At 36.8% G+C, this 14,365-nt stretch carries 14 protein-coding genes and 1 tRNA gene; 4 read left to right on the top strand and 11 right to left on the bottom strand.

The window, feature by feature from the left end; genetic code table 11:
- Nucleotides 1-96: 96 nt before the first annotated feature.
- Nucleotides 97-720: a 4Fe-4S single cluster domain-containing protein gene (locus ACIR131C_RS0104215; protein WP_028089189.1), complete on the bottom strand. Its 624-nt coding sequence runs from the start codon at nucleotides 718-720 to the stop codon at nucleotides 97-99.
- A gap of 299 nt (nucleotides 721-1,019) precedes the next feature.
- Between ACIR131C_RS0104215 and ACIR131C_RS0104210 the strand changes: the two genes are divergently transcribed.
- Nucleotides 1,020-1,093, top strand: a tRNA-Asp gene (locus tag ACIR131C_RS0104210).
- A gap of 290 nt (nucleotides 1,094-1,383) precedes the next feature.
- Here ACIR131C_RS0104210 and ACIR131C_RS0104205 read toward each other — a convergent pair.
- From ACIR131C_RS0104205 to ACIR131C_RS0104195, 4 genes are all read right to left on the bottom strand, one after another.
- The gene (locus tag ACIR131C_RS0104205; protein ID WP_028089188.1) at nucleotides 1,384-2,343 is read right to left on the bottom strand and encodes a hypothetical protein; all 960 of its coding nucleotides are present in this window, start codon (nucleotides 2,341-2,343) and stop codon (nucleotides 1,384-1,386) included.
- Between the two features lie 10 nt (nucleotides 2,344-2,353).
- On the bottom strand, nucleotides 2,354-2,599 hold the full coding sequence (locus ACIR131C_RS24280) for a hypothetical protein (protein WP_071604928.1): 246 nt from the start codon (nucleotides 2,597-2,599) through the stop codon (nucleotides 2,354-2,356).
- 414 nt (nucleotides 2,600-3,013) lie between these two features.
- Nucleotides 3,014-3,481, bottom strand: a complete 468-nt coding sequence (locus ACIR131C_RS0104200) for an Hsp20/alpha crystallin family protein (RefSeq protein WP_028089187.1) — start codon at nucleotides 3,479-3,481, stop codon at nucleotides 3,014-3,016.
- A gap of 288 nt (nucleotides 3,482-3,769) precedes the next feature.
- Complete coding sequence (locus ACIR131C_RS0104195) at nucleotides 3,770-4,528, bottom strand: thioesterase II family protein (protein WP_028089186.1); 759 nt, start codon at nucleotides 4,526-4,528, stop codon at nucleotides 3,770-3,772.
- A gap of 663 nt (nucleotides 4,529-5,191) precedes the next feature.
- Here ACIR131C_RS0104195 and wecB point away from each other — a divergent pair.
- On the top strand, nucleotides 5,192-6,316 hold the full coding sequence (wecB, locus tag ACIR131C_RS0104190) for a non-hydrolyzing UDP-N-acetylglucosamine 2-epimerase (RefSeq protein ID WP_028089185.1): 1,125 nt from the start codon (nucleotides 5,192-5,194) through the stop codon (nucleotides 6,314-6,316).
- On the opposite strand, the gene ACIR131C_RS0104185 is transcribed toward wecB, so the two are convergent.
- From ACIR131C_RS0104185 to ACIR131C_RS0104165, 5 genes are all read right to left on the bottom strand, one after another.
- Nucleotides 6,305-6,916, bottom strand: a complete 612-nt coding sequence (locus ACIR131C_RS0104185; protein ID WP_028089184.1) for a peptidoglycan-binding domain-containing protein — start codon at nucleotides 6,914-6,916, stop codon at nucleotides 6,305-6,307. The two genes, wecB and ACIR131C_RS0104185, sit on opposite strands and share 12 nt — an antisense overlap.
- 168 nt (nucleotides 6,917-7,084) lie before the next feature.
- Complete coding sequence (locus tag ACIR131C_RS0104180; RefSeq protein WP_028089183.1) at nucleotides 7,085-7,933, bottom strand: M23 family metallopeptidase; 849 nt, start codon at nucleotides 7,931-7,933, stop codon at nucleotides 7,085-7,087.
- Nucleotides 7,934-8,307: 374 nt separating this feature from the next.
- Nucleotides 8,308-8,973 (bottom strand): hypothetical protein, encoded by a 666-nt coding sequence (locus tag ACIR131C_RS0104175; RefSeq protein WP_028089182.1) that lies wholly within the window; start codon nucleotides 8,971-8,973, stop codon nucleotides 8,308-8,310.
- A 121-nt stretch (nucleotides 8,974-9,094) separates the two neighbouring features.
- Nucleotides 9,095-10,171 carry a heat-inducible transcriptional repressor HrcA gene (gene hrcA, locus ACIR131C_RS0104170; RefSeq protein WP_028089181.1) on the bottom strand — a complete coding sequence of 359 codons (1,077 nt, stop codon included), beginning with the start codon at nucleotides 10,169-10,171 and terminating at the stop codon, nucleotides 9,095-9,097.
- Between the two features lie 356 nt (nucleotides 10,172-10,527).
- Nucleotides 10,528-10,887 carry a rhodanese-like domain-containing protein gene (locus ACIR131C_RS0104165; protein ID WP_028089180.1) on the bottom strand — a complete coding sequence of 120 codons (360 nt, stop codon included), beginning with the start codon at nucleotides 10,885-10,887 and terminating at the stop codon, nucleotides 10,528-10,530.
- Between the two features lie 64 nt (nucleotides 10,888-10,951).
- Here ACIR131C_RS0104165 and ACIR131C_RS0104160 point away from each other — a divergent pair, with 64 nt between their 5' ends.
- Nucleotides 10,952-12,613, top strand: a complete 1,662-nt coding sequence (locus ACIR131C_RS0104160) for a DUF3352 domain-containing protein (protein WP_035371498.1) — start codon at nucleotides 10,952-10,954, stop codon at nucleotides 12,611-12,613.
- A 219-nt stretch (nucleotides 12,614-12,832) separates the two neighbouring features.
- Complete coding sequence (gene cysE, locus ACIR131C_RS0104155) at nucleotides 12,833-13,585, top strand: serine O-acetyltransferase (protein WP_028089178.1); 753 nt, start codon at nucleotides 12,833-12,835, stop codon at nucleotides 13,583-13,585.
- A gap of 48 nt (nucleotides 13,586-13,633) precedes the next feature.
- Here the strand turns inward: cysE and ACIR131C_RS0104150 are convergent, their stop codons facing one another.
- Complete coding sequence (locus ACIR131C_RS0104150) at nucleotides 13,634-14,215, bottom strand: Npun_F5749 family FMN-dependent PPOX-type flavoprotein (protein WP_028089177.1); 582 nt, start codon at nucleotides 14,213-14,215, stop codon at nucleotides 13,634-13,636.
- Nucleotides 14,216-14,365 lie beyond the last annotated feature (150 nt).

The raw sequence follows: 14,365 nt of genomic DNA, 5'->3' as shown, positions 1-14,365 counted from the left end.
TCTTGTGGTGCGGGCATCTTGCCCGCTAGATATGTACCTCATAACACCGGGAAGTGCTGTATATCTTGATTATCTTGATTTTCAGCCTCCCTAAAATTAACTTAATTCCAATAAACCTTGATAACCTGTAACAATTCTATTACCATCTTTGAGAATGTGAACCTCAATTTGATCACTAGCCCAAGTGATTTTATCTGCAAATTCTGGGTTAAAAATATTCACATTTTGATTACTAGAAGAAACCGGAGAATCAGGAGAATTAATTGCTAGAGATTTTACAAAAGGACCGTCAATCAAAATATCTAATTCTGCTAATAATTCTTTTGCACCTGGAGGGGCAGAATTAGATTGTAATTGCTGGAGTGTAAAACCAGTAAAAGACATAATATTTAAACCCGCTGCTTTTAACTTTTTGGCTAAAATTGTTAATGCCGGCGCCTGCCAAAATGGTTCACCCCCAGAAAAAGTTACACCCGTATTCCGCGGATGTTTGAGAATACTTGCTGCTAAGGTATCAATAGCCACTAAATCATTAATCTCAAATGCCCAGGAGTCAGGATTAAAACAACCGGAACACTCACGGTTACAGCCTTGTACCCAGACAACAGCCCGACAACCTGGTCCATTAACCTCCGATTGGTCAACATAACCCATAATATTAAGATAGCCGGGGGGAATATCCGCGAGTCCTAGAGATGGGTTCATGGGCTTGGTTTCCATCTTTTGTCAACTCCTTTTCAACTTTTCCTATTACTTGCTAATATAGCGAGACTCTCCAAAACTGTGGAGAAAAAAAATCAAAAGAAAATATCAGCTTTTCTCACTTTTCGCTTCCCTAGAAGGTTATTCTCCTTCGTGGCCACCTATTCTTTGTTTTATTAAATACATTTGTGTATCAATAGTATTAAATGCTACTTATTTTTCTTCCCTACTTGCTAAAAAACTGATTCAAAAAAAATTTTCTCAAACCACTTGACAATTAGAAAAAGAACAGGCATAATAGTTGAAGTGCAGGTCAAGGGACTGTAGTTCAATTGGTTAGAGCACCGCCCTGTCACGGCGGAAGTTGCGGGTTCGAGCCCCGTCAGTCCCGTTCAATCTAAATCTACCAACTATATTGGTAGGAGATGTAAGTCACACCATTTTTCAGGCAGATGTAACAAAAACATAATCTATGGTGGAATGGCTGGACACTTACTTTGATTTTACTCTGATTTTAGATGAACGAGAATCCACTTCGTTGTCTGGAGTTGAGCTAGTTGAATCAATCGTGAGCAAGATGCCCGACTTCTTTGTTTAATCCTGTGAGTAAATTATGATTTATGGTTTCTGTGTAGAAGTCGGACATCTGAATGCTACCATGGTGTGTTGAATACTGACTAATTATCGGCTAATTGCATTCAGATCCCAAGTATATAAACCAATTTGGTTGGGAACTCTCACAAATCGGCCTGTACGATGTCCCCTAGATAGTTCATTGAGAACCTTATTTTTCACCTCTCTGACTTCCTCTGCATCCAGATTTCCATAAATGCCATTGAGTATTTCATTGACATTGAAAATTCGCCCCGCATTTTTTTTTAGAAATAGTGTGAGAGCATCAATTAAAAATTGACCATCAAATTGAGCCAACATCGGTACTACTTTCGTCTGGGGTTTGGCAAGGTTTTTGTTGGTTTTCGTAGATTTAATGCTCCTAGATATTCCCTTAGCATAAATCGGACCTAGTGAATTTAAATCTAGGGTATAACAACCAGGTTCATTAGGAATACCTGACCAATAACCACTTTCCCTTCCTTGAGTTAGAGATGATTGAACTCTACCTTTAACCACCTTGAAAATAGTAGACTCTAAATCACCATAAAGCGATCGCACAATAAAATCTATGTGACACACAGTTCCCACATATTCTCGCATCAGCTTTTTCAGTGCTTCCATGCGAGTCATATTTCCATAGTGAGGAAGCATAGGAACTTCTTCACCTTTCCCAACATACTGACGACGCTCAAAAGAAAAATTATCCGAGTCCTTGACTTGTCCAAGGGAATGATCTGTTTTTAAAGAGTCTAAAGAAATTTCCGACTCTAGAGACTCCAAGCATTCGACATCAGAAGTCTGATGAGAAGAAAGCAATAACAGTGAATCATCTTTAATAGACTCAATTGGTTGATTGCCATTATTATAGGACCAAGCAGATAACAAAGATTCTACATGATCTAATTGCGATCGCGCCTCCATAAAAAGACGTTGGTACTTTTGTACAAGACTCTGATAGTAATCTCGTAATTCCAACAATGGCGTAATAAATACATCCGGTGGTTGTAATTGTCCTGGGGAATTCATAGCAATTCACTCACTCTAAATTTATATCGCTGCTGTAAGACATGGGGCGCGGTTTACTCGGTTCAGATATCTGAACTGATTTTTTCGGAGGTTGGGGGGGACGACAACTTTCACAATATAAAGGACGTGTTCCGAAAGTTTCCCTCTTTGTAGCCTGATTACATTCTTTACAAACAAAGTTAAAAACTCGTGTATGAATCACTCTTTTGTGCGCTCTGACAGTATACTCTCTAACATCAACTACTTTTGTTGCCATAATTAGTAATTACCAATCCAAATCCTCTTTATAAAGCTATTCAAGCAAATAAAACTGTATCAGTGTATGTTTTTATAGAAGTTTGCCAAAAAATTAGTCAATCCTATCCAAACAGGAACACAAACTACAATTTCTGATATATTAACAGCGAGCGAGATATATTTACTCATCTTGCACCTAATAATATAAAAAACAATATAAAAAATAATCTAGTATCAACTGGTTGTATTCATTCATAACTAGTAGATGCAAGAGTGCTTTGTAGCATCTATCCTAAGAATTAGTTATAGAATTAAAAGCATACTTTCAGACATACTTTAAAAAAATATCTCCGATCATCCCTACAAAAAAATTGAAGGATGAAAGGATTCTAGAATCCTTTCACCCTTCCTAATTTAACCTACCTTGAGGCAATTAACCAAGACGAACTTTTACAGCCTTTTGTCGTTCTGATTCGGCCTTAGGAATGGTAAGACGGAGAATACCATCCTTGTATTCCGCTCCCACTCTTTCATTGTCTACGACAGCAGGTAAAGCGATTACCCGTTTGAACTTGCCATAACGAAATTCTGAGCGAGTCATACCACCTTCTTCCGTTGTAGTTTCTGACTTACGCTCACCGCTAATAGAAACCGATTCAGGAGCGACCTCAACATTAAGATCCTTCGGGTCAACACCTGGTATTTCTATTTTCAACCTCAAATCGCCATCAGTTTCGGCAATCTCAGCCGCAGGAATGAAAGTTAATCCTGTCCTTTCACCACCGTCTGTTGGCAATAATTGTTCAAACAAGCGATTCATTTGCCGCTGGAGAGCGCCCATTTCAGGGAATGGGTCCCAGCGTTCCATTTCTCGTAACGGATCCCAACGTACAAGTGTCATAGCTATCTCCTTAAAACTCACTATTTGACTTCTTGACTTGGCGAGACTGAATTTAAGCTCTTGACTTGGTAAACAATAATATTACTGGCAAAACTTCTAACCTTTAACTTCCAAAAAGCCTAAGCTTTAGCCTCCCAACTAAATAGTAACACTGGAAAATAAATTGATTACAGTTCGGTTTTATAGATATTGTTATCGTAATTACCGTACTATTTAAATAGTAACTCTAAATTCGGGATCTAAAAAATAAATATAGGAATTTTCGCTATTTTTTTGGACAAAAATATCTTAGATATACGACTGTAAACATTGAATCACACTTTTAAGTAAAGTAGTTTTAGCTGTATTGATAAAAAAGTGATCACCGTCCATCATTTGTAATGAAAAATCAGCAGTAGTTTGTTCTTGCCATGCTGCCAGGGAATTATAACTAACTTCTCGGTCTTGTAAACCGCCAAAGGTATCAATAGGACAATCTAAAGCTGGTTGAGGATCGTAAATATAGGATTCTATCAGGGCAAAATCAGCGCGAATAATAGGCATAAAAAGCTGCATGAGTTCGGCATTTTCTAGCACTTCCTTGGGAGTCCCATTTAAGCGATATATTTCCGCTAAAAAATCCGCATCTGATAATTGAGAAATCAATGGTTTTTTCAATGGTAATTGCGGAGCATGACGGGCAGCAACAAAAAGATGTAAAGGTTGAAAATTATATTCAGAACGTAGTAACCTGATTAACTCAAAACTAATTAATGCACCCATACTGTAACCGAAAAAAGCATAAGGTTTATCTAAATAGGGGATGATATTGGTGGCTATTTCTCGCACTAAAGGTTGAATTTCTGTGTATGGAGGTGATTTAATTTGTCTTCCTCTACCAGGAATTTCTATAGGACATAATTCAATAGTTTTCGGTAAATAATCAGTCCAAGTATGAAAAACCCTCCTGTTACCACCAGCATAGGGTAGACAAAATAGGCGTAATTTGGCTTGGAGGTTGGGTTTAGGGCAAGTTATCCAGGAGGTAAATATTGTTTTTGTGTTCATTATGGGGTTTATGTGGGGCAATGGTAGTTGATTATTATTTAATCTCAAAGTTATCTGTTTTGATGATGAAAATTAAATAACGAACCACAGAGGACACGGAGGTTAGGAGGGAATGAGAGTTTAAAAGATTTTCTGGGTAAGTCTGATTCAAAATCATCTCAGGCTCTTAGGGAAAATAATGTTAATTTTATTAAAAATATTAACATTATAGGAATCCGGTTTGATTCAGTGAATTTACTTGTGTGGTCAGGGAACAGGGAACTCTTAACCGGAAGAAAGACAGAATTGATACTTACTGAGTCTTGTATGGCTAGGCCACGGAAGCTATCAAAAATCAAATATTATTTCTATACAAGGAAAGTAAGGGTAATATTAATTACCCCTTGATTAATATGTCGCAGCCCCCCATAAAATTGGTACGGTAAAACATGACAATTAAAAAAATACCCGAAAATTTGTTATTATGGGCTATATCTAGCCCCTACCCTGATCATCAAGGACGGGGAAGATGTCTATCCCACAAAATTTGATAATTTATTTGTTTGATAATTTATTTGTTGGTGTTCTCTAAACAAAAATTCTCTCCTTCGGTATAATGGTGGAAAAACCTAATTACCTTTTTAGGAATTTGAATATTAAAAGTAAATTGTAATTATTTCACTAATGACTAATCAACACCGCATTGGTATTATTCTAGGGACTCGTCCCGAAGCTATTAAACTAGCGCCAGTAATTCAGGTTTTTCGACGTTCTCTAGATTTTGAATTGCAGGTAATTCTCACAGGACAACATCGAGAAATGGTTGAACAAGTAATGAAGTTGTTCAAACTCAAAGCTGATTGGAATTTGGAGATTATGCAGCGTCAGCAATCTCTTAGTGAGATTACCTGTCGAAGTCTACAAGGTTTAGAAGCATTATTTCAGGAACAAACTTTAGATTTTGTGATTGTTCAAGGAGATACGACAACTGCTTTTGCGGCAACTTTGGCCGCTTTTTATCAAAAAATTCCTGTTGGTCATGTGGAAGCTGGTTTAAGAACTGATGATTTATTTAATCCTTTTCCAGAAGAAGCTAATAGAAGATTAATTTCCCAGCTTACACAATTGCATTTTGCCCCGACAACTTTAGCGGTGGAAAATTTACAAAGTTCTGGGGTATTGGGGGAAATTCACCTCACAGGAAATACAGTGATTGATGCTTTGTTAAATGTGGCTGCAACTAAACCAGTTTGTCATATACCGGGTTTAGATTGGCATCAATATCGGACAATTTTAGCAACGGTTCATAGACGGGAAAATTGGGGAGAACCGCTGCAAGATATCGCTGAAAGTTTTTTACAGATTTTAGAGAAATTTCCTGATACAGCTTTATTATTACCATTACATAAAAATCCGATAGTTAGAGAACCATTACAAAAATTGTTGGGGAATCATCCCCGGATTTTCTTGACAGAACCTTTAGATTATGCGGAATTAGTGGGGGCTATTGAGCGATCGCATTTAATCTTAACAGATTCTGGTGGTTTACAAGAAGAAGCCCCCAGCTTGGGTAAACCAGTGTTGGTTCTCAGAGATACCACAGAGAGGCCAGAAGCTGTCACCGCAGGTACAGCCAAACTCGTAGGTACACAAACGGAAAATATTGTCGCAGCCACTAGTGAACTACTCAGTAACCCAGCCGCTTATACCAAAATGGCCACCGCCATTAATCCCTTTGGCGATGGCCATGCAGCAGAACGCATTTTACAACTTGTCAAAAATTACTTGTCACTACAGCTAAATACCTAAAGCCCTCCGGGTTTGATAACCAACAACACCATCTACACGCAGTCCGTTACGTCTTTGAAAGTGACGAACCGCGTTAATGGTTCGTGAACCATAAACACCATCAACCCTAATCCCTAAAGCCCTTTGGATTTCTCGCACTCGTTCACCCCTTGTGCCATATCCTACAGTTAATCTACCGCCAACACCGTACCTAGAACGGTGTCTACGATAAGAATAGCCAGGAGTGTTACCAATCCATCTTTCAGCAGCATAGTATCCCCGGTAACGTCCCGAGGAAATTCTCGCAAATCCATTTCTCACATTTCCAGTATCACCAATGTATGAACCATTTTGAACACAAGCTATGGATGAATTATCGGTGCTAGGTCCTGTACGAATATTCAGACAACTACCATTAGTCCTGACATATTCTGCGGAAGCAAACTGCATTTGAGCAACTGTAGCTAGTAATATACTCACACCAGCTAAAGTTAACCATGCAGAAGATTTAAAAAATTGTCGCCAATTCAATACCTGTCCTAATTTAGGTAAATTTAATGCCAAATTTCCATTTGTTTCTTCATCTTCTATATACATATAGGAATAAGCCAAATATTCCATGATCATCTGCTCCTTTATGTGAAGTTTTACGATACTTTTGTTTAGATTTAATCTTCATTGATTTTATAATTCTTTGCTGAAACACATTGGCTGCTATATTCCGCCATTTGAACTGTCACATCAGGTATTTGTAATGAAATCATCAATTACATAAAGTCATTAGTAGTTTTAGTTTCCCACACCATTAGCACTGAGAAAATTATCGGCACGAATTGGATTACCATTACGCCAAATTTCTATTTTTTCTGGGCTAATTAAGTAGGAAAAAGTGCCATTATCTGCTCTATATCTGTTATTATTAACTTTCCAAGCTCGGATTTTTAAAATTTGATTTGGTGCTTGTTTTAATTTCCCCAAATAAAATAACTGATTATTTTCCTCACAAACTTTAATACTCGCTGTTGCTGTCTCTCCAGTTATAACTGAAGTCCCATTACATTCAGTATTATTACTAACAGGTAAAACGGGCTTTGGGGTCAGGGAAATCGGTTCATTTATCGGTGTTTTTACCATAGTAGTTGACGGTAATAAACTAATAGGATTACTAGCTAAACGACCATCGGGGTAAAATTCAAAATGCAGATGAGGGGCAGTGCTATTGCCTGTTGAACCCATTTCAGCAATAATTTGACCTTGTTTGACCTGTTGACCTTTACTGACCAGTAGACGGCTATTGTGTCCATAAACGGTCACACTACCATGAAGATGTTTAATTTCGATAAAATTGCCTAATCCCCAATTGTCCCAACTAGCTTTTACCACTGTACCAGCAGCAGCAGCCAAAATCGGTGTACCTTTTGCTCCCGCAATATCAATTCCTTCATGTTCATATTTACGAAAACCTTGAGAAATAATTCCTTGGGTCGGCCAAATCAAGCTAGTATCAGGTGCGGGTGCGGAGTTAATTAGAGAAACTGTCTGAGTCAAGGCCGGGGAAACCCTATTTAACACCAAACAGCAGGATATTAAACCTATTAAAGTATAATTGCAAAAGCGGTAAATATTAACTTTTTTCATCAGTTTCTAGCCTAGTAATTGCTATAGCAGCGAAAAGGAAGTCAGAGCCGACTGTTGTAAATGAAAAAATGCTATAGTTGTTTCCTAGTTCAATCTCAAATCTGTCACATCAGGACAATTATTACAATTATTTGGTTAAATTTACAACTTATGCAACAGGGTGAAAATAAATGACCATTCCCTAGTCTTATAAACTAGGAATTTTTTCTATCATTAATTTACATTTCTTCCGATTATACGGTAGTTTCCAATATAATGAGGTTTTGTTTGTAGTCAGGGCTTTAGCCCTGATCTTATTTCCGTAACGTTTCAAAGAGAGAAACTTTAGTTCTCACTACAATCTAGAATATTATCCCAGTTGCGTAAATCCTGAATTAGTTAAATATTGTATTTTCAACTCCTTTCTTATTTTCTATTTCTATAGGTGGCCGGACACACAAATATATTAAAGCTCCAAATAAAGGCATTGCAAATAACCAAAATAACTGATTATTTTCCCACCCCCGTCGCATCATATCATCTCCTAGTAACGTTGGAAATAATAAACTCAACATGATAAAGTCTAAACTCATGACATGAATAAACCTGTTATTTTGCCACTGGTGGAGAAAATCACTCCCATCTCCTTGTAAACTAAAGGTAAATAAAACCGTTGCAACCAACGTTAATAAAATTCCCAAAATCCGGGAATCTAGTATTTTCAAAAATGAATTTTTTTTACCTATAAACTTTTGATTAGGTTCTCTTAAAGCCAAGTATGGTAAAAGTGCAAATGCACCTAAAGCAAAAGTACCAATAGCAAAAGGCCAAGCGGGGATTTTTTGACCTCTACCATCAAAAAAGACCACTCCGCTATATATAAAAGGCCAAACCCCCATGATATTAAATAAACATATAATCAGGGGATTAATTTCTTGCCAATTTCCTGTAGAAAGATTTTTTATTAATTCAAAAGTATCAGGTTGTTCGGGAGGAGCAAAGAAAAAGGCATAGGAAATAAATCCTAGCCATAATAGACCAAAAGTGATTTTTCTCATCATGATTGAAATATAAAAAGTTGCAAAAACAAAAGCATTTAAAAATAGCTAAAGTCACCAAAAAACCTGTTCCCTATTCCCTTGTGATCATGGCAATTTTTCAGACCAATTTCCTGGAAATTAACTAACTAAAAGCCTCTGAGAGATAATCTGCTGCTGCTGCGACCACAGCGATCGCACTTTCATAGTCTAACCTAGTTGGACCCAAAACCCCCACACTTCCCACCGGCACAGAACCCCGACGATAAATAGCAGAAATCAAAGTACAAGTGCGAATAGGTTTGAGAGGATTTTCTGCACCAATTCTTACCGTTACCTTCGATTTACTAGTATCATCTATTTCCGACTCTTCACAAATTAAATGCCAAAGTTGGTCTTGTTCCTCTTCCAACAATTGCATAATTGTTTGCACCTGTTGTATTTGAGAAAATTCTGGTTGTCGTAAAACCTCTCCGATACCCTTTACCATAATTTGTGTAGCTGTCGGTGCAAGAGCGCGATTAGTTAATTCTACCAAAGAACTTTTCAATAATTCGCCATAAACTCGAAATTCTTGATCCAATTCATTCCAATCAAGATAGCCTATTTCTAATAAACTTTGTCCTCGTAAGTGACTATTTAAAAAATTAGAAACAATCTGCAATTGATGATCAATTACTTCCTCATTTGGTTTAATTACTGATGATTCTGAAAATAAATCCATTACCTTAGAATGGGTTTCATAACTATCAGTAACCACAATCAACATAATCTTACTAGCTTCAATTTGCACCAATTGTAAATGGCGTAACTTTGCTATTGTAGTTTGCGGCATTGTGATTAAGCTAATACAACCGCTTAATGTTGCTAAAATTTGTCCCGCACCTTGTAGCAAAGCTTCTAAACTCCAATCTTCCCAGTGTAGACGTTTTTGCAATACCGCTTCTACTTCTTTCACTAAGGTCTCTGATGGTACAATTAATTGATCCACATAAATCCGATAACCAGAATCAGAAGGAATTCTCCCCGCAGAGGTATGCGGTTGATAAAGTAACCCTGATTTTTCTAAGCCCCCCATGACATTGCGAATAGTAGCCGAGCTAACACCTAAATCAAACCCATCAATTAGGGCTTTAGATCCTACTGGCTCTGCTGTAGCGATATAATGACGCACAGTGGCCGAAAGTATATTTTGTTGGCGATTAGTCAAATGGACTTGCATAGCTGATATTTTTACTGTAGGCAAATTTTAATCAAAAGTTGAAAAAATGCGTGGTTTGCACCAGCAAAACCCCAAAAAAGAATTAATTATTAATTAATATAAGATAGCAAATTATATACACATATTGTCTTCATTAAACACAAAATTTACCTTCCGCATTTATTGGCTGTGTTCGTCATCAACACATAGCTGAAAACTGAACATCAGGTAAATTTCTAACTTTTCAGTATTATCTCATAGTACCCTAACATAAGCTGTGGTTTTAGTTACAAAATAAATATTAATATTTCTTTGTGAATATACAAACTTATCAACTAGAGGAAGAGAAGGAAAGAATCTTCCCTCTTCTCTCTTCCCTAATATTGCGGAACTGAAGGATCAACTAAAATCGAGTAAGCATCAATACCACCCATAATGTTTTTAACATTTGTAAATCCTTGATCAACTAACCATTGACACATCTGAGCGGAACGAATACCATGATGGCAAAGAACTAGAGTTTCCATAGAAGGATCAAAGCGAGTAGATATTTGTTGACTCCATTGCTCATATTCACTTAAAGGAAGATTGACAAATCCCTCTATTCGTGATATAGCCAGTTCTTGGGGTTCACGCACATCTATTAACTGAATCGTGCCTTCATCCGCAGTAAGGCATTGTGCTAGGTATTCAACACTAATTTGAGTAAAGGGTTGAGCAAATGATTTATCCGTCATGCAGTTTTTCTAAAAAATCCTATACTATTTATGTTGGCAGAAAAAACTGGAAAATATAACTAGTGTGAATAATAATCTAAATAATAAACCCTCACCTTTAAATTTCCTTGTAGTTGCTTTCGTAACGCTATTAATAGTTAGTCTTGCGGTATTTTACTGGGTTTTCGGCAAAAATTCCCCCAGCCTCGTAGTTCCCAATTCTCAACCCAGAGCAGCCATATTCGTCCCGAAATTCTCACCAGCAATGGTTTCATTATTGGTAAATCCCGACGCTTTACAGAAAATAGCACAAAAAAGGGAATTTTCTCAAATCAAAAATAGTCTATTAGCCAAAAGTAATATAGATTACAAAGACGATATTCAACCCTGGCTGAATAATGAAATTACCCTAGCTGTCACAACCCTAGATATAGACCGCGACCCAGACAACGGACTACAAACAGGGTATTTAATGGCACTTGCCACCAAAAACCCAGTAAAAAGCCGTGAATTTTTAGAATTATTATTTTCTAAACGAGCGTTTGCAGGAAATAATTTAGAGATTGAACGATATAAAGGTGTCAAAGTTATTTATGATCATCAAGAATATTCACCGTCCCAAATATCAAATAGTTTAGCTGGTGCAATTGTTAATAATTTTGTTTTATTTGCAAATCACCCCCAAGTCATCAAAGCAGCAATTAATAATTTACAAGCGCCAGATTTAAACTTAGTTAGTTCTCTTGAATATCAAAAAGCTAGTCAACAAATACCCAAAAATTCTCTAGCTGTCACCTTCTTTAATTTACCCGAAATTAGTAAATGGCAGAAATTAGAATTAGCGGAGTCAACTTATCATAGCCAAATTCTATCTTTAGCCTTAAATTCTCAAGGATTGTTAGCAGAAAGTACCTTTTTAACAAACTCCCAAATTGTACCTCCATCTTTGCCATTATCTCAACCTGTTGCAGCATTACAGTATATTCCAGAATCAACAACTTTGGCAATTTCTGGAGCGAACTTGAGTAATTTAGGTAATAGTGATTTAGCAAAACTGTGGAAACAAGGAACAGCCACTATTTACGGTTCTAGTGAAGATGGTATTTCTCGACTCATACAACCTTTAATAAAAATCCAGCAAAACTTGAATTTAAACTTTAGTCAAGATATTTTCACTTGGGTAACAGGAGAATACGCTTTAGCTTTATTAACCAATTCAGAAAATGCAATTCCTAATTGGGTATTTGTAGTCGAAAAAACGCCGCAATTAGCGGCAGGTATAGCACATTTAGATAATATTGCTAGTAGCAGTGGTTTTAATGTTATTTCCCTGACCTTAAATGGACAGAAAGTATCAGCTTGGACACAAATTATAACCACAAATCAGAATAATCAATCTATCAATTTGGAAACGAAAGTCAAAGGAGTACATACAACTTTAAATAATTACGAGATTTTCACTTCCGATTTAAACATACTAAAAGAAATTTTGAGTCAAAAGCAAAGATCTTTACTAGAAAATCCCAAATTTAAAAATAGTCTTGGTGTAATTCCTCAGCCAAATCAAGGATATATTTACTTAGACTGGGAAACTGGTCAAAATCTTCTTCAACATCAAATACCTGTACTTAAACTCATGGAACTACTAGACAAACCACTAATTGATAATTTGCAATCACTTACATTCAGCAGTTATCATAATCAGCCAGGAATACTCACAGGTGGGGTACTCCTAAAACTAAATTAGAGAATTAAATCCTAAAGAACCTGCATAATATGAAAAGCAGCACAGAATCATAAAATTGATAAACTCATCCATTCTCATCTGCGTTTATCTGCGTTTATCTGCGTTTAATGATTCATGATCTCAGTTATTCTGAAATAACCACCCCATTTTCCATTTCCATCACCAAATCACGATACTATGGGAGAATAGCTTGTTGTGCTATCTAAGGGTACTATTTTCATGTTCTCTAGACTCCGTGCCGATTTTCGTATTATCTTTGAACGTGACCCCGCAGCCAGGAATTGGCTGGAGGTTTTATTCTGCTATCCTGGTTTGCAAGCCTTAATTTTCCACCGCTTTGCACACGGGTTGCGTGGTATTGGTATTCCTTTTTTCCCGCGTTTAATTTCTCATATCGCTCGGTTTCTAACTGGTATTGAAATTCACCCAGGGGCTGTAATTGGTCAAGGTGTATTTATTGACCACGGAATGGGAGTAGTGATTGGAGAAACAGCTATTATCGGTAATTACGCATTGATTTACCAAGGTGTTACTCTGGGAGGAACAGGTAAACAAAGCGGTAAACGTCACCCCACATTAGGTGAAAATGTCGTGGTTGGTGCTGGAGCAAAAGTTTTAGGAAACATCGAAATTGGGGATCATGTCCGTATTGGTGCTGGTTCAGTGGTGTTGAGAAATGTACCATCTAGTTGCACAGTGGTCGGTGTCCCTGGACGCATTATTTACCGTTCTGGAGTGCGGGTTGCACCTCTAGAACATAGTAACTTACCTGACTCAGAAGCCCAGGTAATTCGCACTTTAGTAGACCGCATTGAAGCACTAGAAGCACAAATTCAATCTCTCCAAAATCCCACAAAAACCCCGATTTTAATTGGTAAATTCCCCCAAGACGATGAGTTACTAAAAGAACACAATTTCTGTAATCTTCGAGATAAACAGATTCAGGAATTTTTTGATGGTGCAGGAATTTAGAAATACTGAAACCAGTATCTTACCAGCATCTTAAAATTATAGATAAAATTACGGGTTTATTGCTTCAGCTAACCATTCTTGGTTTTCATTGCGGTAGTAAACCCATCTATTTTGCGGTTCACCTCTCAATTCTAAATGATCTACCTGTATCGCTGCAAGTAATAATAAACAAAAATTTTCTACTGGTTCTATAGGGTTTGGTGCTGGTGGTGTAAAGGCTGTCGCTGTTGTTATCCTCATTTTACCAGGATGTGGCCAACAAAATTGCAGTCTTGCGGCATCACTCAATTCTTGCCACATTTTGATTCTCGCTGGTTGTAAATTGGTGTCAGAATCATCACTTATTAATGTTAATTCCCCAGTAATACGAAATTGTTCCCTAGTTTTAGGAAAATACCAGCAAACTTCCGCTACAGTTTGTTTTGATATTTGTTCGGCTTTTGCACTACGAATATCGGTAATGAATTTTAAGTCGTTAGTATCTTCTAGAAAACCACGAAAAACGACAGTACGATTTGCAGGAAAACCATTTTCTTTTATTGTTGCTAGTTGTACATAACGAGAATAAGCAAGGCTACGGTTATGATGTAAAGCGCGAGTAATCAGACTTCTCCAGGGTGCTAGTGACATTTTGTAATTTATTTTTTAATTTATACGTTAGTTAAAACTATTATATACATATTGTAAAATTGTAAATATTTAAATTTTTTATTGTACAGTAAATTTTCAGTAAATACAATAAATAATTTATCTAAATTGTTATTTACATACTATTTTTAC

It is taken from the genome of Dolichospermum circinale AWQC131C (assembly GCF_000426905.1).
Lineage (GTDB): Bacteria > Cyanobacteriota > Cyanobacteriia > Cyanobacteriales > Nostocaceae > Dolichospermum > Dolichospermum circinale.
The sequence above is the reverse complement of the archived record's forward strand: the minus strand, read 5'-3'. Positions and strand labels throughout refer to the sequence as shown.

What these genes read in the sequence shown, in the direction of transcription:
- ACIR131C_RS0104205 (WP_028089188.1), bottom strand. Translation starts at nt 2,343, where the DNA reads ATGAATTCCCCAGGACAATTACAACCACCGGATGTATTTATTACGCCA.
- ACIR131C_RS0104185 (WP_028089184.1), bottom strand. Translation starts at nt 6,916, where the DNA reads ATGGAATATTTGGCTTATTCCTATATGTATATAGAAGATGAAGAAACA.
- ACIR131C_RS0104200 (WP_028089187.1), bottom strand. Translation starts at nt 3,481, where the DNA reads ATGACACTTGTACGTTGGGATCCGTTACGAGAAATGGAACGCTGGGAC.
- hrcA (WP_028089181.1), bottom strand. Translation starts at nt 10,171, where the DNA reads ATGCAAGTCCATTTGACTAATCGCCAACAAAATATACTTTCGGCCACT.
- ACIR131C_RS0104150 (WP_028089177.1), bottom strand. Translation starts at nt 14,215, where the DNA reads ATGTCACTAGCACCCTGGAGAAGTCTGATTACTCGCGCTTTACATCAT.
- cysE (WP_028089178.1), top strand. Translation starts at nt 12,833, where the DNA reads ATGTTCTCTAGACTCCGTGCCGATTTTCGTATTATCTTTGAACGTGAC.
- ACIR131C_RS0104180 (WP_028089183.1), bottom strand. Translation starts at nt 7,933, where the DNA reads ATGAAAAAAGTTAATATTTACCGCTTTTGCAATTATACTTTAATAGGT.
- ACIR131C_RS24280 (WP_071604928.1), bottom strand. Translation starts at nt 2,599, where the DNA reads ATGGCAACAAAAGTAGTTGATGTTAGAGAGTATACTGTCAGAGCGCAC.
- ACIR131C_RS0104215 (WP_028089189.1), bottom strand. Translation starts at nt 720, where the DNA reads ATGGAAACCAAGCCCATGAACCCATCTCTAGGACTCGCGGATATTCCC.
- ACIR131C_RS0104195 (WP_028089186.1), bottom strand. Translation starts at nt 4,528, where the DNA reads ATGAACACAAAAACAATATTTACCTCCTGGATAACTTGCCCTAAACCC.
- ACIR131C_RS0104175 (WP_028089182.1), bottom strand. Translation starts at nt 8,973, where the DNA reads ATGATGAGAAAAATCACTTTTGGTCTATTATGGCTAGGATTTATTTCC.
- ACIR131C_RS0104165 (WP_028089180.1), bottom strand. Translation starts at nt 10,887, where the DNA reads ATGACGGATAAATCATTTGCTCAACCCTTTACTCAAATTAGTGTTGAA.
- wecB (WP_028089185.1), top strand. Translation starts at nt 5,192, where the DNA reads ATGACTAATCAACACCGCATTGGTATTATTCTAGGGACTCGTCCCGAA.